23 protein-coding genes are annotated in these 23,230 nt (G+C 67.8%); 16 read left to right on the forward strand and 7 right to left on the reverse strand.

Annotated elements, in window-relative coordinates; all coding sequences use genetic code 11:
- The 5 genes from JOF56_RS25875 to JOF56_RS25895 all read left to right on the forward strand — a co-directional run bounded on the left by JOF56_RS25875 (position 1) and on the right by JOF56_RS25895 (position 4,689).
- Positions 1 to 1,992, forward strand: coding sequence for an eCIS core domain-containing protein (locus JOF56_RS25875; RefSeq protein ID WP_209642101.1), 1,992 nt, complete (start codon positions 1 to 3; stop codon positions 1,990 to 1,992).
- A 122-nt stretch (positions 1,993 to 2,114) separates the two neighbouring features.
- The gene (locus JOF56_RS25880; RefSeq protein ID WP_209642102.1) at positions 2,115 to 3,638 is read left to right on the forward strand and encodes a phage tail sheath family protein; all 1,524 of its coding nucleotides are present in this window, start codon (positions 2,115 to 2,117) and stop codon (positions 3,636 to 3,638) included.
- Between the two features lie 15 nt (positions 3,639 to 3,653).
- The gene (locus tag JOF56_RS25885) at positions 3,654 to 4,094 is read left to right on the forward strand and encodes a phage tail protein (protein WP_209642103.1); all 441 of its coding nucleotides are present in this window, start codon (positions 3,654 to 3,656) and stop codon (positions 4,092 to 4,094) included.
- Entirely contained in the window at positions 4,091 to 4,534 is a 444-nt protein-coding gene (locus tag JOF56_RS25890; RefSeq protein ID WP_209642104.1) for a hypothetical protein, read from the forward strand. Before JOF56_RS25885 ends, JOF56_RS25890 begins: the two co-directional genes overlap by 4 nt.
- Entirely contained in the window at positions 4,531 to 4,689 is a 159-nt protein-coding gene (locus JOF56_RS25895) for a DUF6760 family protein (RefSeq protein ID WP_209642105.1), read from the forward strand. Before JOF56_RS25890 ends, JOF56_RS25895 begins: the two co-directional genes overlap by 4 nt.
- 525 nt (positions 4,690 to 5,214) lie before the next feature.
- On the opposite strand, the gene JOF56_RS25900 is transcribed toward JOF56_RS25895, so the two are convergent.
- Complete coding sequence (locus tag JOF56_RS25900; RefSeq protein ID WP_209642106.1) at positions 5,215 to 5,436, reverse strand: hypothetical protein; 222 nt, start codon at positions 5,434 to 5,436, stop codon at positions 5,215 to 5,217.
- A gap of 267 nt (positions 5,437 to 5,703) precedes the next feature.
- A complete protein-coding gene (locus JOF56_RS25905; protein ID WP_209642107.1) occupies positions 5,704 to 6,198 on the reverse strand; it encodes a hypothetical protein in 495 nt (164 codons plus the stop codon).
- Positions 6,199 to 6,267: 69 nt separating this feature from the next.
- On the opposite strand from JOF56_RS25905, the gene JOF56_RS25910 reads away from it, so the two are divergent.
- From JOF56_RS25910 to JOF56_RS25950, 9 genes are read left to right on the forward strand one after another with little or no spacing between them, the layout of a single operon-like run.
- The gene (locus JOF56_RS25910; protein ID WP_209642108.1) at positions 6,268 to 6,942 is read left to right on the forward strand and encodes a hypothetical protein; all 675 of its coding nucleotides are present in this window, start codon (positions 6,268 to 6,270) and stop codon (positions 6,940 to 6,942) included.
- 12 nt (positions 6,943 to 6,954) lie between these two features.
- Positions 6,955 to 7,380: a phage tail protein gene (locus tag JOF56_RS25915; protein WP_209642109.1), complete on the forward strand. Its 426-nt coding sequence runs from the start codon at positions 6,955 to 6,957 to the stop codon at positions 7,378 to 7,380.
- Positions 7,381 to 7,391: 11 nt separating this feature from the next.
- Positions 7,392 to 8,114 (forward strand): CIS tube protein, encoded by a 723-nt coding sequence (locus JOF56_RS25920; protein WP_209642110.1) that lies wholly within the window; start codon positions 7,392 to 7,394, stop codon positions 8,112 to 8,114.
- A complete protein-coding gene (locus JOF56_RS25925; RefSeq protein WP_209642111.1) occupies positions 8,111 to 9,868 on the forward strand; it encodes a VgrG-related protein in 1,758 nt (585 codons plus the stop codon). Before JOF56_RS25920 ends, JOF56_RS25925 begins: the two co-directional genes overlap by 4 nt.
- A gap of 20 nt (positions 9,869 to 9,888) precedes the next feature.
- The gene (locus tag JOF56_RS25930) at positions 9,889 to 10,209 is read left to right on the forward strand and encodes a PAAR domain-containing protein (RefSeq protein WP_209642112.1); all 321 of its coding nucleotides are present in this window, start codon (positions 9,889 to 9,891) and stop codon (positions 10,207 to 10,209) included.
- The gene (locus JOF56_RS25935; RefSeq protein WP_307855259.1) at positions 10,206 to 10,613 is read left to right on the forward strand and encodes a GPW/gp25 family protein; all 408 of its coding nucleotides are present in this window, start codon (positions 10,206 to 10,208) and stop codon (positions 10,611 to 10,613) included. Before JOF56_RS25930 ends, JOF56_RS25935 begins: the two co-directional genes overlap by 4 nt.
- Positions 10,613 to 12,571 (forward strand): putative baseplate assembly protein, encoded by a 1,959-nt coding sequence (locus JOF56_RS25940; RefSeq protein ID WP_209642113.1) that lies wholly within the window; start codon positions 10,613 to 10,615, stop codon positions 12,569 to 12,571. The genes JOF56_RS25935 and JOF56_RS25940 overlap by 1 nt, the downstream gene beginning before the upstream one ends.
- Positions 12,568 to 13,122: a phage tail protein gene (locus tag JOF56_RS25945; protein ID WP_209642114.1), complete on the forward strand. Its 555-nt coding sequence runs from the start codon at positions 12,568 to 12,570 to the stop codon at positions 13,120 to 13,122. The genes JOF56_RS25940 and JOF56_RS25945 overlap by 4 nt, the downstream gene beginning before the upstream one ends.
- A gap of 2 nt (positions 13,123 to 13,124) precedes the next feature.
- Positions 13,125 to 14,033, forward strand: coding sequence for an NADase-type glycan-binding domain-containing protein (locus tag JOF56_RS25950; protein ID WP_209642115.1), 909 nt, complete (start codon positions 13,125 to 13,127; stop codon positions 14,031 to 14,033).
- Between the two features lie 2 nt (positions 14,034 to 14,035).
- Here JOF56_RS25950 and JOF56_RS25955 read toward each other — a convergent pair whose 3' ends face one another.
- From JOF56_RS25955 to JOF56_RS25970, 4 genes are read right to left on the reverse strand one after another with little or no spacing between them, the layout of a single operon-like run.
- Positions 14,036 to 14,659: a response regulator gene (locus JOF56_RS25955; RefSeq protein ID WP_209642116.1), complete on the reverse strand. Its 624-nt coding sequence runs from the start codon at positions 14,657 to 14,659 to the stop codon at positions 14,036 to 14,038.
- Positions 14,656 to 15,297: a sensor histidine kinase gene (locus JOF56_RS25960; RefSeq protein ID WP_307855260.1), complete on the reverse strand. Its 642-nt coding sequence runs from the start codon at positions 15,295 to 15,297 to the stop codon at positions 14,656 to 14,658. Before JOF56_RS25960 ends, JOF56_RS25955 begins: the two co-directional genes overlap by 4 nt.
- Positions 15,298 to 15,312: 15 nt before the next feature.
- Positions 15,313 to 16,062, reverse strand: a complete 750-nt coding sequence (locus JOF56_RS25965; RefSeq protein ID WP_245378401.1) for an ABC transporter permease — start codon at positions 16,060 to 16,062, stop codon at positions 15,313 to 15,315.
- A gap of 12 nt (positions 16,063 to 16,074) precedes the next feature.
- Entirely contained in the window at positions 16,075 to 16,983 is a 909-nt protein-coding gene (locus JOF56_RS25970; RefSeq protein WP_209642117.1) for an ABC transporter ATP-binding protein, read from the reverse strand.
- A gap of 316 nt (positions 16,984 to 17,299) precedes the next feature.
- On the opposite strand from JOF56_RS25970, the gene JOF56_RS25975 reads away from it, so the two are divergent.
- The gene (locus tag JOF56_RS25975) at positions 17,300 to 19,039 is read left to right on the forward strand and encodes a hypothetical protein (protein ID WP_209642118.1); all 1,740 of its coding nucleotides are present in this window, start codon (positions 17,300 to 17,302) and stop codon (positions 19,037 to 19,039) included.
- Positions 19,036 to 19,536 (forward strand): pentapeptide repeat-containing protein, encoded by a 501-nt coding sequence (locus JOF56_RS25980; RefSeq protein ID WP_209642119.1) that lies wholly within the window; start codon positions 19,036 to 19,038, stop codon positions 19,534 to 19,536. The genes JOF56_RS25975 and JOF56_RS25980 overlap by 4 nt, the downstream gene beginning before the upstream one ends.
- 5 nt (positions 19,537 to 19,541) lie before the next feature.
- Here the strand turns inward: JOF56_RS25980 and JOF56_RS25985 are convergent, their stop codons facing one another.
- Positions 19,542 to 22,805, reverse strand: coding sequence for an AfsR/SARP family transcriptional regulator (locus JOF56_RS25985; protein ID WP_209642120.1), 3,264 nt, complete (start codon positions 22,803 to 22,805; stop codon positions 19,542 to 19,544).
- Between the last annotated feature and the right edge of the window lie 425 nt (positions 22,806 to 23,230).

Below are 23,230 nucleotides of genomic sequence, written 5' to 3' on the forward strand. Positions count from 1 at the left end.
GTGCACGCACACGACGAATCGACCGAGAAGGCGAAAACCCCGCCTGTCCAGCCTGCCGCGCCCGAGGGGATCTTCGCATTGCAACGTGCCATCGGCAACGAGGCGGTGGCCGGGATGGTCCAAAGTGTCCTGAACTCGTCCGGCAGGCCGCTGGACGAACCGGTACGGCAGGACATGGAGGCCCGGCTCGGCGCCGACTTCTCCGACGTCCGGCTGCACACCGGCGCCGCGGCTCAGCGGTCCGCCACTGAGATCGGGGCCCGTGCCTACACCTCCGGAAACCACGTGGTGATCGGCCGAGGCGGCGCCGACCCGCACACTCTCGCGCACGAGCTCACCCACGTGATTCAGCAGCGCGGCGGCCCGGTGTCCGGGGTGGACAATGGATCGGGGCTGCGGGTGAGCGACCCGTCCGACCGGTTCGAGCAGGCCGCCGAGGCCAACGCCCATCGGGCGATGTCCGGAGAGGCACCGGTCCAGCGTGCCGAGCCGTACCCGCGGGGACATCCGGTCGACGAGACCGTGCAGCGCCGGGTGGGGTTCGAGTTCGAGGCGCAGTGGAACGTCCGGGACGTCAGCGATCTCGCGGGCGCCACCGCCGTGCAGAATCAGCAGCTCGCGGCCCGTGACCAGCGCATCAAGGTCGAGCTGCTGCGCAGAATAGTCAACTCGCGCCGCCGCAACGTCCCTACCAACTGGTTGACCGCGGGCGACCTGGCCCAAACGGCGGATGCGCTGGAACAGGCGTGGCTCAATGGGGACACACCGACGCCGGTCGGCGAGACCAAGCTCCAGTCGCTCCAGCTGATATCCGGCACCGGTCCGTGGAATGCCGCGGTCCAGTCGCTGATGGTCGACTCGCGGGTCACCGAACGGCCGCTGCTGGGCGCCAATCTCTCCAAGGGCAGCCTGATCCTCAGGGGCGACAGGTTCGCCCTGACCGCCGACGTGAGTCCCTCCGGCGGATCCCAGCTGGAGTGGGTGACCGATCCACTGGAGTCGTCGGGCCAGGTCGAGCGGGTGGTCAAGGCGATCACCAAGATGGCCAGGTTCCTCAACGACCGTCGCAGCAGGGAGTACGTCCGATCCGAGGACGTACGCACATCGGGCGGCGGCACCTCCCGGCCGAACCTGCGCATCTACCCGCTCAACGGCGAGGAACTGAGCTTCACCCCGCAGGTGACCGGTGGCCTGCGCATCGACACCCTGGCGGACCTGATCGAGTTCCTCGTCCAGCCCGCGCCGAGCGAGGGCTCCAGAGCCGCGACTCAGATGTTCACGGAGGGGACGACACCGATGATCGATTCCATCCACGCGGCCCGCGGGGCGATACAGGCAGATCCGCAACTGACCACCATGGACACCGCCGGGCTCGTGGGGCTGCTCGCGCTGGTCGGCAGTTACCTGCGTACCGCGGCGAGTCTGGGCGACGGGGCCAATCCGAAGTCGATCGCCGGTGGCATGCTCGCCCGCACCGACTTCGGGCACAACTACTCGCTGCTGCCCCGGGAGATCAAGGAGTATCTGCACGAGGACGCGGCGCGCTTCATCGCGCTCGCGATGACCGCCGCCGGCATGACCGTGCAGGACGCCGACGCGCGTGTCTACCCGAACACCCTGGAACGCGGGGATGTCGGCAACCGGCCGCCGGTCACCCTGCCGTTGACCCGGCGCATCTGGCTGGAGGGCATGGCCGAGGGGGTCGACCGGCTCAAGAACTGGGACCTGCTCAGGGACGACCAGAAGATGGGCCCGGCTCAGCCGGGGATGCCGCAGCAAGCAGACTGGTCGGTGATCCATCCCTCACTCGGCGGGCTCGGCACCTTGCCCGACACGGTTCGCAAACCCGACGGCGAGCGGGTCGCCGCGCTGATCGTCGAGTTGCGCAGGATGCGCGGCGACCGGCTGGTTGGTGACCTCCAACCGCTGGCACTGGCGGCCTTCCAGCTCTTCGAGCAGCTCGGCTTGGACAAGCCGCTGAGATTCCCGTAGGCCGCACAGTATCCCCGGGAGGCATCCGCGGTGCCCCCGCCGGGGGACCCGAGGCCCTGTCGGCCCGCATCGGATGAGATCAGGATTTGTAGTGACAGCAACGGGAACACGAAGGAGCGAGCATGCCGTCGTACCTCTCCCCGGGCGTGTACGTCGAGGAGGTCCAGTCCGGAGCCCGGCCGATCGAGGGGGTCGGCACCGCGGTGGCCGCCTTCGTCGGGTTCGCCGAGCGCGGGCCGTTCCACCAGCCGACTCTGGTGGCCAACTGGAACCAGTACGTGCAGCTCTTCGGCGGGTTCGTCGAGGGCTGCTATCTGCCGCACTCCGTGTACGGCTACTTCTCCAACGGTGGCGGAACCGCTTATGTGGTCCGGGTTGGCGGGGCGGCCGCGGGTGAGCGGACGGAACCGGCCGCGCCGGTGCCTGCTGTCCTCGGTGGACTGCGGGTCGCGGCGTTGCCGTCCGCGACCGGGGAGATCTCAGTGGAGGTCGCGGACGCCGATGGTGAGAACCCGCCGGACGACCGGTTCAAGCTGCTGGTCCGTCAGGACGGCAAGGTGGTCGAGACCTTTGACGTGTCCACCCGCAGGAATATCAAGAACTATGTGGTCAACCAGGTTCGTGAGCGTTCCAAGCTGATCGAGGTCAGCGAGCAGTCCGGCACGACGCTCACCCGGCCGGACAAGCAGTCGGTCATGGTGCCCGCCCCTGCTCTGCCGGCGGACGCGCCGGTCAAAGTGGACACCCAGGAGTACGTGGGCGATGTCGCGGACCGTACCGGCTTCGGCGGTCTGGAAACGATCGACGAGATCACCATGGTGGCCGTGCCAGATCTGATGAGCGCCCACCAGCGCGGCCTGATCGACGCCGATGGCGTGAAAGCGGTGCAGCTGGCGGTGATCTCGCACTGTGAGCAGATGGGTGACCGGGTCGCGATCCTGGACACCCCGCCGGGCCTGGCCGCGCAACGGGTCCGGGCCTGGCGGCAGGACGAGGCAGGCTACGACTCCCGGTTCGCCGCGCTGTACTACCCGTGGCTCAAGGTGTTCGACCCAGTGAGCGGCCAGACGATCACGGTACCGCCCAGCGGGCACGTGGCCGGAGTGTGGGCGCGCAGCGACGCCGAACGCGGTGTGCACAAAGCACCAGCCAACGAGGTGATCCGTGGCGCGATAGACCTGCAGATCTCGCTGAGCAAGGGCGAACAGGATCTGCTCAACCCGATCGGCGTGAACTGCGTGCGCGCGTTCCCCGGCCGGGGCATCCGGATCTGGGGCGCCAGGACGCTGTCGTCCGACCCGGCGTGGCGGTATCTCAACGTGCGCAGGCTGTTCAACTACTTGGAGGAGTCGATCCTGCTCGGCACCCAGTGGGTGGTGTTCGAGCCGAACGACGACCGGCTGTGGTCCAGCATCCGCCGCAACGTCACCGCGTTCCTGACCGAGGAGTGGCGGCGCGGAGCGCTGTTCGGGCGGACCGCCGAGGAGGCCTTCTACGTCAAGTGCGACCGGGACAACAACCCGTCTGAGTCGATCGATCTCGGTCAGGTGATCTGCGAGATCGGGGTGGCACCGGTGAAACCCGCGGAGTTCGTGGTGTTCCGGCTGGCCCAGTTCTCCGACAGCACCAGTCTCGTCAACGAGTGAAGGTGAGAAGACCCCATGGCAGAAGGCGATGCGCTGTCCACCCACATCTTCGGGGTACAGCTCGGCGGGTATCTGGTCGAGTCCATCCAGGAGGTCAGCGGGCTGACCGTGGAGGAGGACGTGGTGGAGACCCAGCAGGTCACCGCCGAGGGCAAGCCGTTGATCCGCAAGCAGCCCGGTGCCCGCAAGGGCGGTGAGGTGACCATCACCCGTGGCCTGGACAAGAGCAGCGAGTTCACCACCTGGATCAAGGAAACCCTCAACAAGGGTGCGGTGGAGACCGCACGGCAGAACCTCACCATCGAGATCAAGGACACCGAGGGCCAGACCGTCCGGCGAATCCAGCTGATGCAGGGCTGGGCGTCCAAATGGGAGGGTCCGTCGCTGAAGGCGGGCGAGTCGACCGCGGCGACCGAGAAGGTCACCATCACGTTCGAGGAGATCGTGGTCGAATGAGGCGCCGTACCGTGAGCATGGCCGATCTCGACGACCTTGTCGCGCCCACCAAACAGGCCCCGCAGTCCAGCTCCCGCACGGAGTTCGAGTTCGAACTGCCCCGTGGGTACGTCGACCAGGACGGCACCGTGCACCGCCACGGCCGGATGCGGCTGGCGACCGCACGCGACGAGTTGCGTCCGCAGATCGACCTGCGGGTCAAGGAAAATCCCGCGTACCTGAGCGTGGTGCTGCTCAGCCAGGTGATCACCGCACTGGGCACGGTCGGCGAGATCCACGCGGGCGTGGTCGAACAGATGTACGCCACCGACATCGCCTTCCTGCAGGACTTCTACCGCCGAATCAACAGCGAGGGACACACCAGGGCCGCTGTCACGTGCCCCTCCTGCGGCGCGGGCTTCGAGGTGGACCTGGCCGGGAGCCGCCTGGGGGAATCGTGACGTACGCGGCCACGCGGCTGCACGAGGAGGTCGCATATGTGGCATACCACTTCCACTGGCCGCGTGCGGAAATCCTCGACATGGAACACCACGAGCGCCAAAGCTGGGTCCGGGAGATCGCCCGGATCAACACAAGGATGAACGAGGGCGGGTGACCGGTGGGCATCGTGGACTGGTTCCGGCGGCGGCGCGCACCGGCCCCGAAAAGTCCGGAGTGGACAGCCTCGCCGTGGGACGGAGGCTGGCGCGGTGTCGCACCGATCACGCCACTGATCCAGCGGTCGGACGTCCGGGTCGGTGCGGGATTGCGGTTCCGCGACGGCCTCGCATCCTGGCAGGACCTGAGATTTGGCTCTACTCTCGGCCACTCGCTCAGTCCGGAGGCACCGGCCGGAACGATGCATGCAGTAGTGCGCTACCGATCACCGGGTGGATCAATGGTTCAGGGCGGTGGCCCATTGCTGTTACGGGCTTCCGGCGCTCCTGCCCCGTTTGTTGTGGCGGGGCCCCATGATGCGGATCCTCCGGTGCGTCCGCATGCTGTGGGACAGCCGCTGACCGTCGCCCGCCGCGTAGCGACCTTGCCTGTCCGGACACTCCCCTCCATTATGGACAGTGTTGTTCCGTCAGGTTCACCGCAGCGAAACGCCGAGACTGGTGTGGCCGCCGGGGATGGCGCTCTACCGGTTGTGCAGCGCGCTGATCAGATCGGTGGGTTGGTGCCGGACGCTCCGATGGTCGGCATGGGTGCAGGGCATGTCGCGCAGCGGGTTGTTGATGAGGCTGGCCGGCCGGACATGGGGCGCCCGGCGCCGGTTGCCGATGTAGCCGGGCGTGGTGTGGCCGCCGGGGTCGAGGCCCTGCCTGTCGTACAGCGGGTTGATGAGGCGGTGGTGCCACATGGGCCTGCCCCTGCGGTGACGCGGCTTGATGAGGCTGGCGGGCAGGGTGGCCCGGTGAGAGACGTGCCGATCCTTGGTGAAGATACCGGAGATGGTGTTCGGCCGGCGGGTGATCAGGTTGGTGGGTTGCCGGTGCGGAGCAGGCCTGCTGCGGCTGTCCCTGCGGATGCTGGGGCTCTGCCTGTGGTGCAGCGGATTGATGAGCTGGGTGGGCTGGAGCCGGGTGGTTCGGTGAGGGATGTTCCGGTGCTTGGTGAGGGTATGCGGTCAGCGGTTGACCGGGCTGCTGAGCCGGTGGCTGCCAGGGATGGGGTTCTGCCAGTCGTGCAGCGGGCTGATCAGGTTGGTGGGCTGGCGCCGGGTGGTTCGGTGAGAGATGTTCCGATGCTTGGTGAGGGTGCCGGAGGCGGTGTGCGGTCGGCGGATGGTCGGGTTGATGAGCTGTCGGTGCCGGGTGCGCCTGTCGCTGCCCCCATGGATGCCGGGGCTGGGGCACTGCCTGTGGTGCAGCGGGTTGATGAGGTTGGCGGGCAGGGTGGGTCGGTGGTGGCGGGCAGGCCTGTCGCTACCGCCATCGATACCGGGGCTGAGGCTCTGCCGGTGGTGCAGCGGGCTGATCAGGTCGGTGCGCTGGAGCCAGGCCATCCAATGACAGATGTCCCGGCGCTCGGCGAGGATGCCCGGGTTGGTGAGCTGTCGGTGCCGGGTCGGCCTGTGGCTGCCGGGGCTCTGCCGGTGGTGCAACGGGTCGATGAGGTTCATGAAATGAAGGCGGTGCCCGGCCGGCAGGTGGCGGCCAAGCCCCATGCGCCATCCACCAAGGTATCTCCCGTGATCGGAGAACCACTTCGGTCCATTCCGGCGACAGCTGTCCTGCCTTCCGGCGTCCAGGCGAACCCGGTGTCTCGTGCTCCTGTGCGCAACCGGACCACCGAGGCTTCCCAGGAATCACTACCGAAAACGATCGTCGTGGCCCGTGCGGTCGCGTCGGCTCCGGTCACGCGGCACGTCGGCCCGATCCTGCCGTTGCTGCCCGCGAGAAAGCTCGTTCCCCTGCCGACACAGTCCACATCAGATAGGCGGGTGACCCGGGCTGTGTGGCGGCGAACGAGCGCCAGCACACTTCCCGTCCAGCCGGTCGGGCAGACACGCGTCCAGCGGACCGGGGACGCCGGTGTCGAACTGGTCGCGATGGGCCATGGGGCGAACAAGCCGGCCTCTATGCCGGTTGCCGCTGTGCAGCGTGCACCTCTGACTACGGCGCCGCCGACTATTCCCCCGACCACAACGGTTTTCGGGCAGCCGGTGCCGGTGAGCAAAGTCGTCGCGAGATCGACCGCACCCACGGAACCGGCTCCTGTTGCGAAGGCAGTGGAGTCCAGTTCTGACGGGACTGATCTGGATGATTTGGCGCGGCGGCTTTTTGAGCCGATCAGCCGGTTGTTGCGGGCGGACTTGCGGCAGGGCCGGGAACGGACGGGCCGGCTGCATGACCGCCGCCGGTAGGAGGACCAGGATATGACCAATCGTGTTTTCGCGAGCACAGTCTTCTTCCGCCTGACCATCGCGGGCAATGACCTCGGTGCGTTCCACACGTGTAGCGGGCTGGGTGCCGAGGTGGAGGTGGAACAGGTGGTGGAGGGCGGCAACAACGGGTTCGCCTGGCAACTTCCGTCCCGGATCACCTGGTCCAACATCACGCTGACCCGGCCGGTCACCGAGGACACCACGCGGGTGGCCGACTGGCTGGCGAGGACTGTCAACCGGGTGGACCGCAAGGACGGTGAGATCGTCGCGCTGCGCCCGGATCTCAGTCCGATCGCCCGGTGGCAGGTTCAGGGCATTGTGCCGGTTCGCTGGCAGGGGCCTTCCTTCGACCCGGCCAGCTCACAGCCTGCTGTGGAGACCTTGGAAGTCGCGCACGAGGGCCTGCGGGCCTCCTGAGAGGAACAGAAATGGCTTCCCTGCCCGCGACCGGCCTGGCCCGTGCGCAGCTGCGGATCATGGAACCGCCCGCCCGGGTCGGTGCCCGGCCGGGCGGCGTGATCGCCACAGTCCCGTTGCAGTTCAACCCGAACAAGCTCGCGTTGCGCAAAAGTACCGAGTGGCGGCGCAAACCGTCCCGGATGGCCAGCGAGTCGGCGCTGCCGGAGTTCGTCGGCAGCGGGCCCCGGTCGCTTGATGTCGAGGTGTTCCTGGATGCCACCGCCAAGCACGACAACTCGGTCGAGCAGAAGGTGGAGCGCCTGATGCTGGGCTGTGTGCCGACCCCGCGCAGCCTCGCGGCCAAGAAACCGGCCAGCCCGTGGATCCGGTTCGAGTGGGGGACCGCGCGTACCACTTCGTTCAACGGCGTGCTGACCAGTTTCTCGGTGAACTACTCACTGTTCGATGTGGACGGTAAACCGCTGCGCGCGACTTGCTCCCTGACGCTGGAGGAGGCCAGTACCGACGCGCCGGGCCAGAATCCGACCTCCGGGTCACGCGAGGCACGCCGTACCCACACGGTGGTCGCGGGTGACAGCCTTCCGCAGCTTGCCTGGCGTGAGTACGGCGACGCGACGGCGTGGCGGGTGATCGCGGAGGCCAACGACATCGACGACCCGTTCGTTCTGGTGCCCGGTCGCGAGCTGCTCGTGCCGGGCACTGTCGAGTCTGAAGTGGATGGTGAGTGGTGAGCGGTACCGAAGGCCGGTCCTTCGCGGCCGACCCGATCATCGCCGCACCGGGGCCGTTGCCGCCTGCCTGGGTGACGCAGCTGGTCTCGTGCGCGGTCGACGAGAACGTCGACCTGCCCGACGCGGCGACGCTGACCTTCCGCGATCCGGACCACGACCTGATGACCGCCACCGGAATCAGCATCGGTACGCCATTGAAGGTCTCCGTGGCCACGGTTACCGGCCAGGCACAGGAGCTGCTGTTCTCCGGTGAGGTGACCGCGCTGGAACTGGATTCCGACACCACCGGCTCGTTCACGGTCATCCGTGCGCTGAGCAAGGCCCACCGGCTCTTCCGCGGACGCCGGGTGCTGGCGTTCCGCAACATGAGCGCCGCGGACATCGTGCGCAAGGTCGCCAGTGGCGCGGGACTGCCGACCGGGCAGATCCAGACCGCCGCGATCACCTACCCACAGCTGACCCAGGCCAACGTGTCCGACTGGGAGTTCCTGCAGGGCATCGCCCAGGAACACGGTACGACGCTACGAGTCGACCGGACGGGCAAGCTGGAGATGGTGCGGCCCAAGCCGGCGGCGGGCGCTCCCGCGCCGACGACGCCGGCCACACAGAACCCGCTGGTCCTGGAGTACGGCCGGAACCTGATGGCGCTGCGCGCGGTACTGACCACTGCCGATCAGGTCGACAGTGTCGAGGTCCGAGGCTGGGACGTGGCCACCAAGCGGGCGCTTGTCGCCAGGGAACCGGCTGTCACCAGCAAGACCGTGGTCCCCGGGATGAAGCTCCGGCCGAACGGCAAGACCAAGATGACGGTCACCGACACCCCGTACGGCACCCAGGCCGAGACCGCCGCCGCAGCCCGCTCGATCGCCGCGTCCGTGAGCGCCGGTGTGGGTGAGGTCGAGGCTGTCGCCGAGGGAAATCCTCGGTTGCGGGCGGGCGTCCCGGTCGCGCTGGGCAACGCCGGACCGGCGTTCTCCGGCCGTTACACCGCCACGGCCGCCCATCACGTACTGGAGCCCGGTTCTGGTTACCGGACCACTGTGCTGGTCAGCGCGTCACCGGACCGTTCGCTGGCCGGTTTGGCCATCGGCGGCAACGCACCCTCACGGGGCCCGCGGATGCCGGGCCTGGCGATCGGTGTCGTCACCGACATCAAGGAGGTGGGCAAGGCCGAACGCGGCTGGGTCCGGCTGAAGTTTCCATGGCTGGCAGACGATTACGTCACCGACTGGGTGCGGACCGTCCAGCTCGGCGGGCACGGGGGCGGCGGGGTGTTCAGCCCCGAGGTGAACGACGAAGTGCTGGTCGGTTTCGAACAGGGCAGCCTTGACCGGCCCTACGTGCTCGGTGGGCTGTACAACGGCGTCGACCGGCCGTCCCCGCACGATGTGCCGTTGGTCGACCGGACCAGCGGCCGGGTCAACCGCCGGTCCTTGGTGTCGCGCGGCGGCCAACGGATCGAACTGCTCGACGCACGCCGTGGCCCGGCCGGGGTCCGGCTGGCCACCGGTGACGAGAAGCTCGAGGTCCGGCTGGACCAGCAGGGCAAGCAGATCGTGATCTCGGTGCGGGGCGCGGGCGGCCGGACCGCGCTCAGTTCGATCACCCTGACCGAACGGGGAATCACGCTGGATGCCGGGCGTGGCGAGCTTTCCCTGCGTGGCCGCGACATCTCGATCAACGGCACGACCGGTGTGCACGTGGAAGGCGGCGTCCAGGCCGTGCTGCGGGGCAGGATCGTACGAATCAACTGAAGTGACAAGGAGAACCAGCGATGCCACCCGCCGCTCGGTTGGGGGACAAGACATCCCACGCAGGCTCGATCGGCACCCCGCCGCCTGCCGCCGCCACGGCCGTGTCGACGGTGCTGATCGGCGGCAAGCCGGCCGCGGTGATCGGCAGCCTGCACGTGTGCAAGGTGCCGCAACACATTCCGCTCGGACCGGCGAACGTGATCAAGCCTTCGCCCAGCCGGATGACGTCCGGTACCGTGCTGATCGGCGGGTTGCCCGCCGCGTGCGTAGGCGACGAGGCCGTGTGCCAGGCCAAGATCGTGCTCGGCGAGCCGACAGTGTTGATCGGCGGTGTGTTGTGAGTGAACAGTTCATCGGGCGGGGCTGGGCGTTCCCGATGCGCACCGGTCCGACCGGCGGGATCGGCATGGTCGAGCGCGAGCGGGAGATCGAGGAGGCGATCCGGCTGGTGCTGGGCACCGCGCCCGGCGAGCGGCCGATGCGCCCGGAGTTCGGGTGCGGCATCCACGAATACGTGTTCGCCACCGCGGACGGCGCGACCGCGGGACGGATCGCGCATGAGGTGCGGATCGCGCTGGAACGCTGGGAACCCCGGGTGGAGGTGACCGACGTGGTGATCGCGTTCGACTCGGTCGAGATCGGCACGCTCTACATCGACGTGCGCTACACGATCCGGTCCACCAACGACCCGCGCAACCTCGTCTTCCCCTTCTACACCATCCCGGCGGCCGAAGGAGCAGGCTGATGGCGCTTCCCGCCCCGAACCTCGACGACCGGCGCTTCCAGCAGCTGGTCGACGAGGCCAAGCGGTACGTGCAGCAGAGCTGTCCGGAGTGGACCGACCACAACGTGTCCGACCCCGGCGTGACGCTGATCGAGGTCTTCGCGCAGATGGTCGACCAGCTGGTCTACCGGCTCAACCGGGTGCCGGAGAAGAACTACCTGGCGTTCCTCGACCTGCTGGGAGTCCGGCTGTTCCCGCCTGCGGCCGCACGGGCGGACGTCACGTTCCGGTTGTCCGCGCCACAACCGGAGATCGTCCTGCTGCCGGCCGGTACCGAGGTCGCGACCGCACGGACGCAGACGCGGGAAGCAGTCGTGTTCGCCACGATCGAGGATCTTTCCCTGGTGCCGTGCGCCCTTGACCGGCTTTTCACCGTGTCGGCCTCCGGTGAGCAGACCGAGCGCACCAACGACCTGCGCGCAGGCAAGGACGTGCCGTGCTTCCAAACCAGACCCGTGCCAGGCGACGCCGTGCTGTTCGGCCTGTCCGCCGCTGTGCCGCGCTGCATAGTGGCCCTGCAACTGGACAGCCGGGTCGAGGGCATCGGCGTCGACCCGACATGGCCACCGCTGGTGTGGGAGGCGTGGGACGGCTCGGCATGGACTGAGTGTCTATCCGATGAGGACACTACCGGCGGTCTCAACCGGCCGGGCGAAGTCGTGCTGCACATTCCTGCCGGGCACGTGTTGTCTGTGATCGGTGGCATCCGGGCCGGATGGATCCGGTGCCGCGTCACGGAGACCGAACCGGGCCAGCCCTTCTACTCCGAGTCCCCGACAGTCCGGGTCGCGGAGGCTTTCACCATCGGCGGCACGATGACGGTCGAACACGCCGAGACCATGACCGACGTGCCGTTCGGGGTGTCGGAAGGCGTTGCGGGGCAACGGTTCCCGGCACCCCGGGCGCCGGTACTGCTTGACGGGGGACCGGTCACCGTGCAGGTCTCATCACCCGATGGCTGGCAGGACTGGACCGTGGTGGACCATTTCGGCCGATCCGGCCCACAGGACCGGCACGTCGTCCTGGACGCGGCCGGTGGCGAGTTGCTGTTCCCGCCCGCGGTTCGTGAGTCCGACGGGACCCTTCGGTATTTCGGTGCTGTGCCTGGCAAGGGAGAACACGTCAGGGTTCGGCGCTACCGCACAGGTGGCGGGCGTGCGGGCAACGTGGCTCGTGGGGCAATCTCCGTGCTGCGCAGTTCCGTTCCGTACGTGGCCAGCGTGCAGAACCGTGAGGCGGCCGGCGGAGGAGTCGACGGCGAAACCGTTGACGAAGCGAAAATCCGTGCACCGCAACAACTGAGGATCCAAGAGCGTGCGGTGACCGCGGCGGACTACGAGCTCATCGCGCGCGAAGCAGGACCCTCCGCCGCGCGGATCCGCTGCCTACCGGCGTCCGGCGAGTCCGAGCCGGGCGCGGTTCGCGTGCTGGTGGTCCCGCAGGCCGTCGCCGACGAAGGGGACCGGCTGCGGTTCGAGCAGTTGATCCCGTCCGGGCTGTTGCTCGCCGCGATCACCGAGCGGCTGGCCGAACGCAAGCTGCTCGGCACCCGGCTGGTGGTGGAAGCCCCGCGCTACCAAGGCATTACCGTGGTGGCCCGGCTGGTGACGGCCGGCGGAGCCGACGCTGCTGTGGTGCAACGGGACGCGCTGGCGGCCCTCTACCGCTATCTCAACCCGTTGCACGGAGGTATGGCCGCAGCCGGGTGGGACTTCGGCAGGCCGGTCCAGTTCGGCGAGGTTTTCTCTGTGCTGCAACGAGTCGCGGGAGTAGGGCTCGTCCGGGAGGTCCGGTTGTATCCGGCTGACCCGATCACTGGACAGCGGGGGTCGCTGGTCGAACGCTTGGAGCTGGAGCCGAACGCGCTCATCTTCTCCCATCAGCATCAGGTGGTCGTCACCCCTGGCGGCCCGGCGTGAGCCGCGCGGCGCTTGCGGGCCTGCCGAGCCGTCACCCGCTCGGCACGTTGCTGCCGTCGATGTACGCCTCAGACGACTTCGCGCAGCGATTCACGGCCGGTCTGGACGCCGTGCTCGCGGCCATCATATCTACTTTGGACAACTTACCGGCCTATGTGGACGCCCGGCTGGCGCCGGACGACTTCCTGACATGGCTGGCGTCCTGGGTTGCGGCGGACGTGGATCCGAGCTGGCCGGTCGAGCTGCGGCGAGTCGTCGTGCGGCACGCCGTCGAGCTGCATCGCTGGCAGGGCACGGCACGAGGGTTGGTGGAGCGGCTGCGGCTGTGCTTCGGCGTGCATGCCGAGGTCATTGACGGAGCCGGAGCCATCTGGTCGGCAACGCCGGGCACAGAACTGCCGGGCGAGGCCACGACCGAGGTCGTGGTGCGGGTCTGGCCCGGAGATGCCGACCAGGCCCGGGTGGTCGCGATGGTGGAAGCCGTTTGCCCGGTACACGTGACCTGCCGGGTCGAAATGCTTCCCGGCCCGCCTCGGCAGGAAGGCGAGTAGCCGTGCGGTCATGCCCCCAGTGCGGTGCGAGTGTTCAGGACACCGACGACTTCTGCGGCAACTGCGGCACATACCTCGACTGGCTCAAACCCGAACAGTCCGAACCGGACACCCCGCCCGCTGTCGTTCAGCCCGCGGCGGTTCAACCGGCCAAGCCGGTCGCGCAGAGACCTCGCCCCGCTGCCCCTCCGGTGACCGAGACGGCCCAGAACGGACCGCCGTGCAAGGTCTGTGGCACAGCGAATCCGCTGGGGCGCAAGTTCTGCCGTCGATGCGCGTCGCCACTCACAGAGGTGGCCCCGCCGCCTTCGGTACCGTGGTGGCGGAAGTTGAAGCTGCCGCGCCTGTGGCGGGCAACCGGCGGCGGATCACCTTGGCCACGCCGGATCGTGGTGCTCCTCGTGCTCGCCGCGCTCGTGGTGGCCGGTTTCCTGCTGTTCCCGTTCGCCGGGAATCTGGTGCAGGACGTGCGGGACAAGCTGTCGTCCCCGGCCCCGATCGGTCCTGTTCGGACAGTGGCGAGCGCCGAGGTGCCCGGCCATCCCGTCACCGCGGCCGTGGACGGCGTCACCAACCGTTACTGGGGTGCCCCTGCGGTCGGCGACTGGGCTGAGTTCGGCTTCGACCACCCGTTCCGGCTGCTCGGCGTGGTCATCCACACCGGTGCGTCCACCAACCGGGCGGACTTCGACCAGCAGGCCCGCCCCACCGCGCTGGACCTCGTCATCACCAGTTCCGACGGTACGACCACCACCTTGCCGGTCAGTCTCGCGGACCAACCCGGCCCGCAGCGCACAGACACAGGCATCAGCGACGTTGTCACCATCCGGGTGGTGATCCGCGGCGCCGCAGGTCTCGCCCCAGGCCGTCACATCGCCTTCGGTGAAATCGAGTTCTTCCAACGTCCCTGAGTTCAGGGTGTCAGGTACCCGCGGGAGAACGCGGTGGCCACGGCAGCCGCCCGGTCGCTGACGCCAAGCTTCGCGTACACGTGCAGCAGGTGCGTCTTGACGGTTGCCTCACTGATGAACAACTGTTTCGCCGCCTCGCGGTTCGTCGAGCCCTGGGCGATCAGTTGCAGGACTTCCAGTTCGCGCTGCGACAGTGGTTCGGACGCGGGCTGGCGCATCTGCCCCATGAGGCGGGTCGCGACGGCCGGGGACAGCACCGCCTGCCCCTTCGCGGCCGCCTCCACCGCACGGAAGAGTTCCTCCCTCGGCGCGTCTTTCAGCAGGTAGCCGGTGGCACCGGCCTCGATGGCGGGCAGGACGTCGCTGTCGGTGTCATACGTCGTGAGCACCAGCACTCGCGCTGACACACCGCGTTTGGTCAGCTCCTTGATGGCGGTGACCCCGTCGGTCTTCGGCATGCGCAGATCCATCAGGATCACGTCAGGCCGGAGCTTCTCCCCGGCGGCGACGGCCTCCGCGCCGTCACCGGCCTCGCCGAGCACCTCGAAGCGCGGGTCGGTGCTGAACATGCCGCGCAGCCCGTCCCGTACCACCGGGTGATCGTCGACGATCAACAGCGAGATCACTCGCCACCTCCTGCGGGTATGGCCGGTATTCTCGCCGAGATCGCCGTGCCGCCACCTGGTTGCGACTCGATGTCCAACCGGCCCGCCAGCCGCTGCACCCGCTGCCGCAAACCGGCCAGACAACCGTCGGCCTGCTCGAAGCCCACCCCGTCGTCCCGGACATCGAGGGTCACCAGATCCTCCATATAGGACAGGGTCAGGCGGACCCGGCTGGCTCTCGCGTGTTCGGCCACATTGGCCAGTGTCTCCTGCGCGGCCCGCAGGAGGGTCACTTCGACGTCGGTGTGCATCGGCCGGGCGTCGCCAGTGGTGGTCAGCACCGCTTCGATGTGGTTGGCCGCCGACCACTGCCTGGTCACGTCGCTGATCGCGGCCGGGAGCCGGGACTCTGGCACTGCCGGCCGCACCGCGTGGACTGTCCGGCGGGCCTCGGTGAGGCTCTCGCGGGCCAGGTTCATCGCGTTGGTCATGTGCCGGCGCAACGCCGGCTGCTCGCCCAGCATCTGCTCGGCCGCCTGGAGCTGGGTGAGGATCCCGGCCAGGGCCTGGGCCAGGGTGTCGTGGATCTCCCGTGCTGTGCGCTGCCGCTCGTCCAGCACTGTCAGCCGGGCGTGCAGCAAGGCGTTCTCCGCCAGCACGGCCTCGATGCCCAGTTACTCCCAGCGGAAGTATCGCGCGGCCAGCCCCCCGGCCACGATCGTCCACCCCAGCAGGACGGCCAGGTACAGCGGCTGCGGCCAGTTACCGGCTGTGGTGTCCTGCAATGATTGCACGGCGGCGCCGAGCGGGGTCAAATCGCTGATCGTTCGCAGGACGTCGTTCATGGTGGCGCGCGGCACCCAGAGGCCGGCGAAGAACACGAGCGGGAAGAAGACCAGCGTGCTGATCGCGCTGGCGCTCTTGCCGGACGGCGCGAGCGCGGCCACGAGCAGGCCGACCGCCAGCATCGCCAGCGCTGCCAGCAGGTAGCTGACCAGGAAGCCCGGCAGTTGCCGGGGCAGGTTCACATCGAAAGCGAACCGGCCGATGACGATCATGACCAGCATCGTCACCACCGAAAGGATCGTCGCCATCAGAATCTGGGCGCTGATCATGACGATCGGCTTGACCGGGGTGGTCTGCATGCGTCGCAGGACGCCCTTCTCCCGGTAGGAGGCGAACAGTTGGGCCAGGCCGTTGAGCGCGAACAGGGCGAGGCCCATCGCGATGATGACCGGCAGGTACGCGTTGATCGCCGGGACGCCGCCGAGGTCCGCGCTGACTTCTCGCATGGAGGGGATCAGGCCGAGCACGACGAGCAGGATCGGGGCGAACGCGAGCGTGAAGAACACGACTATCGGCTCACGGAAGAACAGTTTGGTCTCGGTGACGGTGAGCCGGGGCAAGGACGACATGACCGACATGATGGAGTCTCCTCAGGATTCGATGCGGCGGCCGGTGAGCGCGACGAACGCGTCGTCCAGCGTGGTCTGCTCGACACGCAGGTCGCCTGCCACGACCTGGTTACGGGCGAGCACAGTGGTCACAGCGAGTAGCAGGTTGCCCGTGCCGGTCACGACAAGCTGACTGCCGGCCCGCTCGACCGAGGTGACCTCAGGCAATGTGGTCAGCACGGTGTGATCCAGCGGCGCGGACGGCCGGAACCGCAGCCGCTGCTGGTCGTCGGCCTTCGAAACCAGCCCGGCCGGGGTGTCGAGCGCGACGAGACGGCCGGAGTCGATCAAGGCCAGCCGATCGCAGAGCCGCTCGGCCTCCTCCATGAAGTGCGTGACCATCAGGACCGTCACGCCCCTGTCCCGGATCCGCTCGATGAGGTCCCACGCGTCACGGCGGGCCTGCGGATCGAGGCCGGTGGTCAGCTCGTCCAGCACCGCCACCCGCGGGTTGCCGACCAGCGCCAGCGCGATGGACAGGCGCTGTTTCTGCCCGCCGGACAGCCGCCGGAACTGCGCGTCGAGCTTGCCGGTGAGATTCAGTGTCTCGAGAAGCTCCCGCCAGTCGGCGGGGTGGCGGTAGAAGGAACTGTAGAGCTCCATCGCCTCGCCGACCTTGAGCTTGTCGGGCAGCTCGCTCTTCTGCAGCTGCACGCCGAGCAGTTGCCGCAGCTCGCCGGTGTCGCGTTGCGGGTCGAGACCGCAGACTTTGATGGCGCCGCCGTCCGGGATGCGTAGTCCTTCGATGCACTCGACGGTGGTGGTCTTGCCGGCTCCGTTGGGGCCCAGGATGCCGAAGATCTCGCCCTGCTCGACGGCGAAGCTGACCCCGTTGACCGCGGTGAAGTCGCCGTAGCGCTTGACGAGGTTGGTTACCTCGATGATTGCCATGCGGCAAGCGTGTCGCCGGGCAGGGGTGCACCGAATCAACTACGTGGCCAGGGCTGACTCCGGGCCCGGTGGATCCCAGCATCAACCGATTGGTGGATGCGGGTCAGGAAGTGCTGGTAGAGGTGACTGGGCGGTGCCCTTTCGGGCGGTGTTGTGGCCGCCTGGCCCACAACGTGGTGTTGCGTGGAATTGTTGGAGTGTGGCTGGAGGAGAGCGGGTAGTCAGGCGGTCGCCTGACCACTCGGACTCGTTGCGCGAGACCCCGGCTTCACCAGGGCAGGGGGTCGGCGCCGATCGTGTGCTGTGGCTGCAGCGTATGGCTGGAAACCGCGCCGTCGCAGCGCATCTGAGCGTGCAGCTCTCGGCCGAGAGCGATCTGATCGACGAGCACACGAGCTGGGGCAATCTCGCGGAGGACGATCTCGGACGAGCGTTGCTGGCGCGGGCGGTTCGAGGCGAGCACCAGTTCGTCCAGGCTGTGCTCAGCGAACTGGGGTGGCGCAACCGCGACGACGTGTCGCTCGAGTTGACGCAGGCGGCCAGCAATGAGCAGCTGGTGGCGATCGCCGGCTCGGAGAGCGGCAGGCGCTTGCTCGATCGGATGTACGACGAGCTCACCGAGGGCAGCCTGGGCGACGACGAGCAGACGCAGGCCGACCGGATTCTGCGGGTCAAGTCGCAGGGCGTGGATCCGGCCCAGGCACAGCAGCAGATGCTGGGCGGCAAGATCTTCCCGTTCCGTTCGTCCGGGATCACCGTGCTCGACGACGCGCCGGTCATGGCCGAGCGCCGCGAGCGCGGCCAGATCTGGGTCAAACAACCGACCCGGGTGCTGGGAACGAGCATGTTCCGTGAGGAGACCTCGACGCTGCCCACGGACGTGTTCATCGGCGGCGTGCTGTTGCCGGAGAACGAAGTTGTCGGCGTGAAGTTCTACGACTTGGGCGGCGAGGTCGTCTACCGGCCGGCGTTGTTCCTCATCCAGGTCGCCAACCAGAACGACACCCAGACGCTGACCAAGATCGCGGAGATCGCCGGGATCGGGCTGACCCTGGGCACGGGTGCCCTTGTCGGCCTTGGTGTCGAGGCGAGCATGGCAGCACGCGTGCTGCTGTGGGCCGACCGGGCGGCGTTCGTGCTCGGCACGATCGCGACGGTGATCAACGAGCACCGCGGCGAGATCATCGAACGCTTCGGCGATTCCGGCCGCCAGTTCCTGCGTTATGTCGACATCGTGCAGAGCGCGACGGCCATGTACGGTTTCGCGCGCCTGGCGATCAGCATGGGCCAGATCATCAACGGTTTCCGCACGTCGTATGTGAACTGGCGGGCCGCGGTGCGTTCGCTGGAGAGCGAACTGGACGACGGCGAGCGCGTGGTGGTCCAGGAGATCACCCAGCAGACCGAGGAAGTGCTGGAGAACGCCGACAACGTCGGCAACGCCCCGCGCCAGCTCCCCGCGGGCGAACCGGCGACGATCCCGCCGGAACGGCAGCTGGGCCCGGGACAGCCGCCGACCGCGCGTGAACGTCTCGACGCCGCCCGGGCCGCACGGGCCGAACAGGCCAGGCAGACCGAGATCCAGGAAGGCATCGCCCGCGTCGACCGGGAGCTCGCGGCCGGCACCCACCGCCGTCGGATCAGCCAGGAGGATCTGGACTGGCTGAACGCGAGCCCACGGCACAAGGAGATCGCCTACGACCCCGACATCGGCACATACCGTGTCTCCGAAGCGCGCCAGGCGATCGCCGCCGAGGAATCCGGCGTGCTGTCCGGCCCGGTCGCCCGTTCGACAGCGCCCGGTACGGACATAATGGACGGTGCCGGTGTGGCGTGGAGCGTCAAGGGAACCGGACCGAGCTCTACAGTGGACTCGACGGCCGGGCTGATCGCCGGTGAGGCGCTGGCGGGCCGGCCCTGCCTCGGCGACCTGCGGGGTATGAGCATGCGGGATCAGGCAGGCGTGCGAACATTGGTGACCGAACAGTTGGGGGCGCGGCCACATGCCGAGATCCGGTTCATGCCGCCCGGTGTGGAACGGATCCGTGCACAATGATCGAACGTGAGCTCGCCGCGCACGAGGCCTGGCTCAACGACCCGTCCACCGGCCGCCCCCTGCGCCTGGACGGCGTGGACCTGGCAGGCGTGGACCTCTCGCACGCCAACCTGTCCCAAGCCGAACTGTCCAATGCGGACCTGACCGAGGCCAGGCTGGCCGGTGGCACGCTGTTCGAGGCGACGTTCACCAACTGCCGTTTCGACCGCGCCACACTCGCCGGCGCAGACCTCGCCGGCGCCCGTCTGTTCGACTGTCACCTGGTCTCGGCCGACCTCAGCGACGCCGTCCTGATCAAAGCCGAACTCTGGCAATGTGATCTGACCGGCGCCTGCATGAAAGGCGCACGCGCTCAACGCATCACCATCGGCCGCGGCTCGTTCGCCCGTGTCGACGTCACCGGCGCCGACCTGAGCCACGCAGTCATCCGCTCCGCCGACCTCACCGGCACAGATCTGACGCCTGCGACCACCACAGGCATCTACGTCGAGCAATAAAGCGCTCAGCTTGTGGAAATCTCGGCTATGGCTCTTCGGATCGCGTCGATTTCGGGGGCGGGGCCCTGGAAGAACTCCAGTGATGTCGTCCATTCGAGTTTGGCTTGTTCGCGGTGGCCCTGGGCGAGCAGGGCGAGGCCTTTGATGTGTGCCGCGCGTGTCTGGCCGTAGGGGGAGTTCACTTTCTGGTGGATTGTGAGCGCGTGGCCGGCGTGGCGCAGGGCTTGGTCGTGGTTGCCTTTTTCGTGGGTGATCCAGGCGAGGAGGATCTCGGCGTCGCCTCGTAGCCGCAGCAGTTCCCCCTGGTGGGCCAGCTCGATGGCGCGGTGGGTGTGTTCTTCGGCGTGGTCGAGCATGCCGTCGGTCTTGTCGATCGACGCGAGCTGGAGCAGGGCTTCGATGTGCGCTTTCTTGTATTCCAGCTTTTCGCACATGGCGAGCGCCGAGTCGGCATAGGAACGCGCCTGCGCGGTGAGGTCGAGTTCGTGATAGGTCCCGGCGAGCGAGACCAGAGAGTCGGCGATGTCGTATTCGTCGCCGAGTTCTTCGGCGACCGCAAGGGCCTTGGTCGCGTGCGCGATGGATACCTGGGTGTCGCCGGTTTTCGAGTAGGCCTGCGCCAGCCCGCGCAGCGCTTCCGACTCGTAGTGCTGGTCGCCGCTTTGGCGGTAGCAGTCGAGCGCGATCAGGTGTTGTTCGATGGCGGCGGTGAACTCGCCGCGGCGAATCATGATCATGCCCAGCGTGGTGTGCACCGACCCCTTGGTGGAGCTGCTGGAGGTGGCGTCGATCAGGTCGAAGGCGGACAGGACGTACTTCTTGGCCACGTCGAGCTGGTCCCGTCCCTCCTCGAGGAAGCTGAAGTTCAACAATGCCAGCAACTGCAGGGCGGTGAAGTCGTGGCGCTCGGTGATACGCAAGGCTTCGGCGAGCTGGTCGGCCGCGTCCTGCAGGTACCCCTGCGTCGCCAGCGCGTCGCCGAGCGCGATGCGGGCACGGGCTTCCCCTTCGGCGAACCCCAGTTCGAGGTACTGGTTCAACTCGGCCCTGATGTGCGGGAGCGCGCGTTGGATATCCCGGACGCGTACGTAGACCGAGGAGAAGGCGGAGTGCATCGCGGCCACCGCGCGGTGGTTCTGGGCATTCTTGGCTGCCTGCAACGCGATCTCGAAGGCACCAAGCGCCTCGATGCGGTACTCGCCGTGCGTCACGACGTAGGGACGCAACGACTCGGACAGATACCAAGCGATCTCGACCGGGCCGTATTGGGCTGTGTAGCGGATGGTCGCGATCAGGTTGGGGGCTTCGTCGCCCATCCACTTGGCGGCGTTCGACACGACAGGGGAGTGCTCGGACGTGACGATGGTGGGGTGGGTGCGCGGCAGGCGGATCCAGGTCGGATACAAAGCGTCCGCAGCTTGATCTGCGGTGGTGACGTAGTAGCTGTGCAGCCGCGAGAGTGCGGCGTGCAGCTTGTCGTGGTCATCCTCGGTGACGCACCGATCATGGGCGTACAAGCGCACCAGGTCGTGGAACCGGTAGTGCCTGGCCCGGCCGGGGTGGATGAGGCTGGCCGCGGTGAGTTCCCGGAGCAACAGATCGGCCTGTGCGGGAGAAATGTCGGCCACGTGGTACGCGCAGCTGCGGCAGAAGTCAGGTCCTGGCACGAGGCTCAGCAACCGGAATAGGCGGGCCGCTGCGGCGCTGAGGGTCCGGTACGACAGATCGAACACGGCGCGTACCGTCGCCCGCGGGTTGTCGGCGATCGACAGCGCGGAGAGACGGTCGTGCTGTTCGAGTTCGGTGATGAACTCCGAGAGCGGGCGCGCGCTGTGCAGGTAGGCGGTTGCCGCAACACGGATGGCCAGCGGCAGGTACCCGCACAGTTCGGTGATCTGCCCGATGTCGGTGTCGGCCGGCTTCGGGGCGGTGGCCAGGATGGTGCGGACCAGTTGTTCGGAATCGCGTGCCGAAAGCGGCGCCAGCGGCAGCAGGCGCGCGCCGGTCAGCGCGGCCAGGCTCGGCATCTGCGACCGGCTGGTGATCAGGACCGCGGACTCGGGCGCGGCCGGGATGAGATCGTGCACCTGCTGGGCGTTCGCCGCGTTGTCCAGGACGAGCAGGATGCGGCGGTCGGCGACCAGGCTGCGGTAGGTGTTGGTGAGATCGTCCAGGTCGGTCGGAACCTGGGTGGACGGCAGGCCCAGTGCGGGCAGGATGCGGCTGAGCATCCGCGCCGGGCTCAGCGGCGTGTGCTCGGAGTAGCCGTGCAGGTCGAGGAACAGTTGCCCGTCAGGGAAACGGGTGCGTATCTCGTGCGCGAGTTTGACCGCGAAAGCGCTCTTGCCGACACCCGGCATGCCGCTGACGACAAGCACCGGTGCGCCCGCCCCGGACGGTGTGGTCAGCGATGTTCGCGCTGTGGCCAGTTCATTGGCGCGTCCGACGAAGTCGCCGATGTCGGCCGGTAACTGAGCAGGAGTGAGGTGCACGAACGCAGAAGCGGTGGCGGTGACCATATCGCCGTGCGTGGTGTCGTCGAGAGTGTCGGTGAGCACCCCGTGGTGGGTGCGTTCGAGTTCAGTCCCCGGCGTGATACCGAATTCATCCGCCAGGTAGGCACGCGCCCGTCTATACGCCGCGAGCGCGTCCACCCGCTTGCCTGAGCGATACAACGCGACCATCAACTGGGACCAGACGCGTTCACGCGCGGGGTAACGTGCCGTCATCGCGCGCAGATCCGTGACCAATTCGGCATGACGCCCAAGACTCAGATACGCGTCAGCGCGTTTCTCGACGGCTTGGCCGTACTCCTCGACAAGTGCGTGTGCGGCACGCGACTTCGCCGTACTCGGCGGCAGGCTCGCCAGCGGCTCGTCGCCCCACAGCGCGAGTGCTTGGTCAAGCCGGTCAAGCCGCGCGGCGCCGCGCAGGGTTTCGGCTTCCTGCAGCAAACGCCGGAATCGCAACAGATCCACCGCGCTGTCGGGCACCGTGAGGCGGAACCCGTCCGGCAGGGCCGCGATCAGGTCAGGGGCTTCCAACGTTCGGCGTAATCGGCGGACGTATGCCTTCGCGCTTTCCCAGGCGTCGCTCGGCGGCTCGTCCTCCCACAGCCACGCGACCAGCTCGTGGATCGGCACGACCTGGTTGGCACGCAACAGAAGGCAGGCCAGGACGACCTGCTGGCTGCCCACGGGCACATGGACGGGCTGTCCGGCGCGCACAACGGTGATCGGTCCCAGCAAGCGAAAATCGATTGCAGGCACCTCGTCGCAGCCCCTTCCCCAGTCTCCGTCGACATTATCCAATCGACGCCCCGGCTACCCGCTGTGCATGTGTCGATGCTGTCGGTTCCCCTTAGGATAATCCGCCCGGCCGGGACAGCGGTAAGGGTCCGCCAAACTTCAACCGCGGGCCGTTAAATGTGGACGCCACGGCAAATGCGGGCACCGTAGGCTATCGATGTTCACTATGCGTGTTATCAGCGCTGACTATGCGTACGAATACGCGCTGGCAAACGGTATTGGGGTACCCTCATTCCGAGTTGTGCCCGGGCATGAGGAGCGCGCGATGAACACCACGGCCGTCGAGAACGTCGTTACTGAGTTATCCGGCGACTACAAGCCCGCCGAGCGACTGACTTCCTGGGCCGAGCGGCCGTCGGACGCCGACTGACCCAGGACCCACACAC

It is taken from the genome of Kibdelosporangium banguiense, from assembly GCF_017876405.1.
In the GTDB taxonomy this organism is placed as follows: Bacteria; Actinomycetota; Actinomycetes; order Mycobacteriales; family Pseudonocardiaceae; genus Kibdelosporangium; species Kibdelosporangium banguiense.

Bases quoted from the DNA above. Each gene is read 5' to 3' on its own strand.
- JOF56_RS25900 (WP_209642106.1), bottom strand. From the start codon at position 5,436: ATGTGGCACCACCGCCTCATCAACCCGCTGTACGACAGGCAGGGCCTC.
- JOF56_RS25940 (WP_209642113.1), top strand. From the start codon at position 10,613: ATGGCGCTTCCCGCCCCGAACCTCGACGACCGGCGCTTCCAGCAGCTG.
- JOF56_RS25890 (WP_209642104.1), top strand. From the start codon at position 4,091: ATGAGGCGCCGTACCGTGAGCATGGCCGATCTCGACGACCTTGTCGCG.
- JOF56_RS25880 (WP_209642102.1), top strand. From the start codon at position 2,115: ATGCCGTCGTACCTCTCCCCGGGCGTGTACGTCGAGGAGGTCCAGTCC.
- JOF56_RS25980 (WP_209642119.1), top strand. From the start codon at position 19,036: ATGATCGAACGTGAGCTCGCCGCGCACGAGGCCTGGCTCAACGACCCG.
- JOF56_RS25885 (WP_209642103.1), top strand. From the start codon at position 3,654: ATGGCAGAAGGCGATGCGCTGTCCACCCACATCTTCGGGGTACAGCTC.
- JOF56_RS25975 (WP_209642118.1), top strand. From the start codon at position 17,300: ATGGCTGGAAACCGCGCCGTCGCAGCGCATCTGAGCGTGCAGCTCTCG.
- JOF56_RS25905 (WP_209642107.1), bottom strand. From the start codon at position 6,198: ATGAACCTCATCGACCCGTTGCACCACCGGCAGAGCCCCGGCAGCCAC.
- JOF56_RS25920 (WP_209642110.1), top strand. From the start codon at position 7,392: ATGGCTTCCCTGCCCGCGACCGGCCTGGCCCGTGCGCAGCTGCGGATC.
- JOF56_RS25970 (WP_209642117.1), bottom strand. From the start codon at position 16,983: ATGGCAATCATCGAGGTAACCAACCTCGTCAAGCGCTACGGCGACTTC.
- JOF56_RS25965 (WP_245378401.1), bottom strand. From the start codon at position 16,062: ATGTCGGTCATGTCGTCCTTGCCCCGGCTCACCGTCACCGAGACCAAA.
- JOF56_RS25915 (WP_209642109.1), top strand. From the start codon at position 6,955: ATGACCAATCGTGTTTTCGCGAGCACAGTCTTCTTCCGCCTGACCATC.
- JOF56_RS25930 (WP_209642112.1), top strand. From the start codon at position 9,889: ATGCCACCCGCCGCTCGGTTGGGGGACAAGACATCCCACGCAGGCTCG.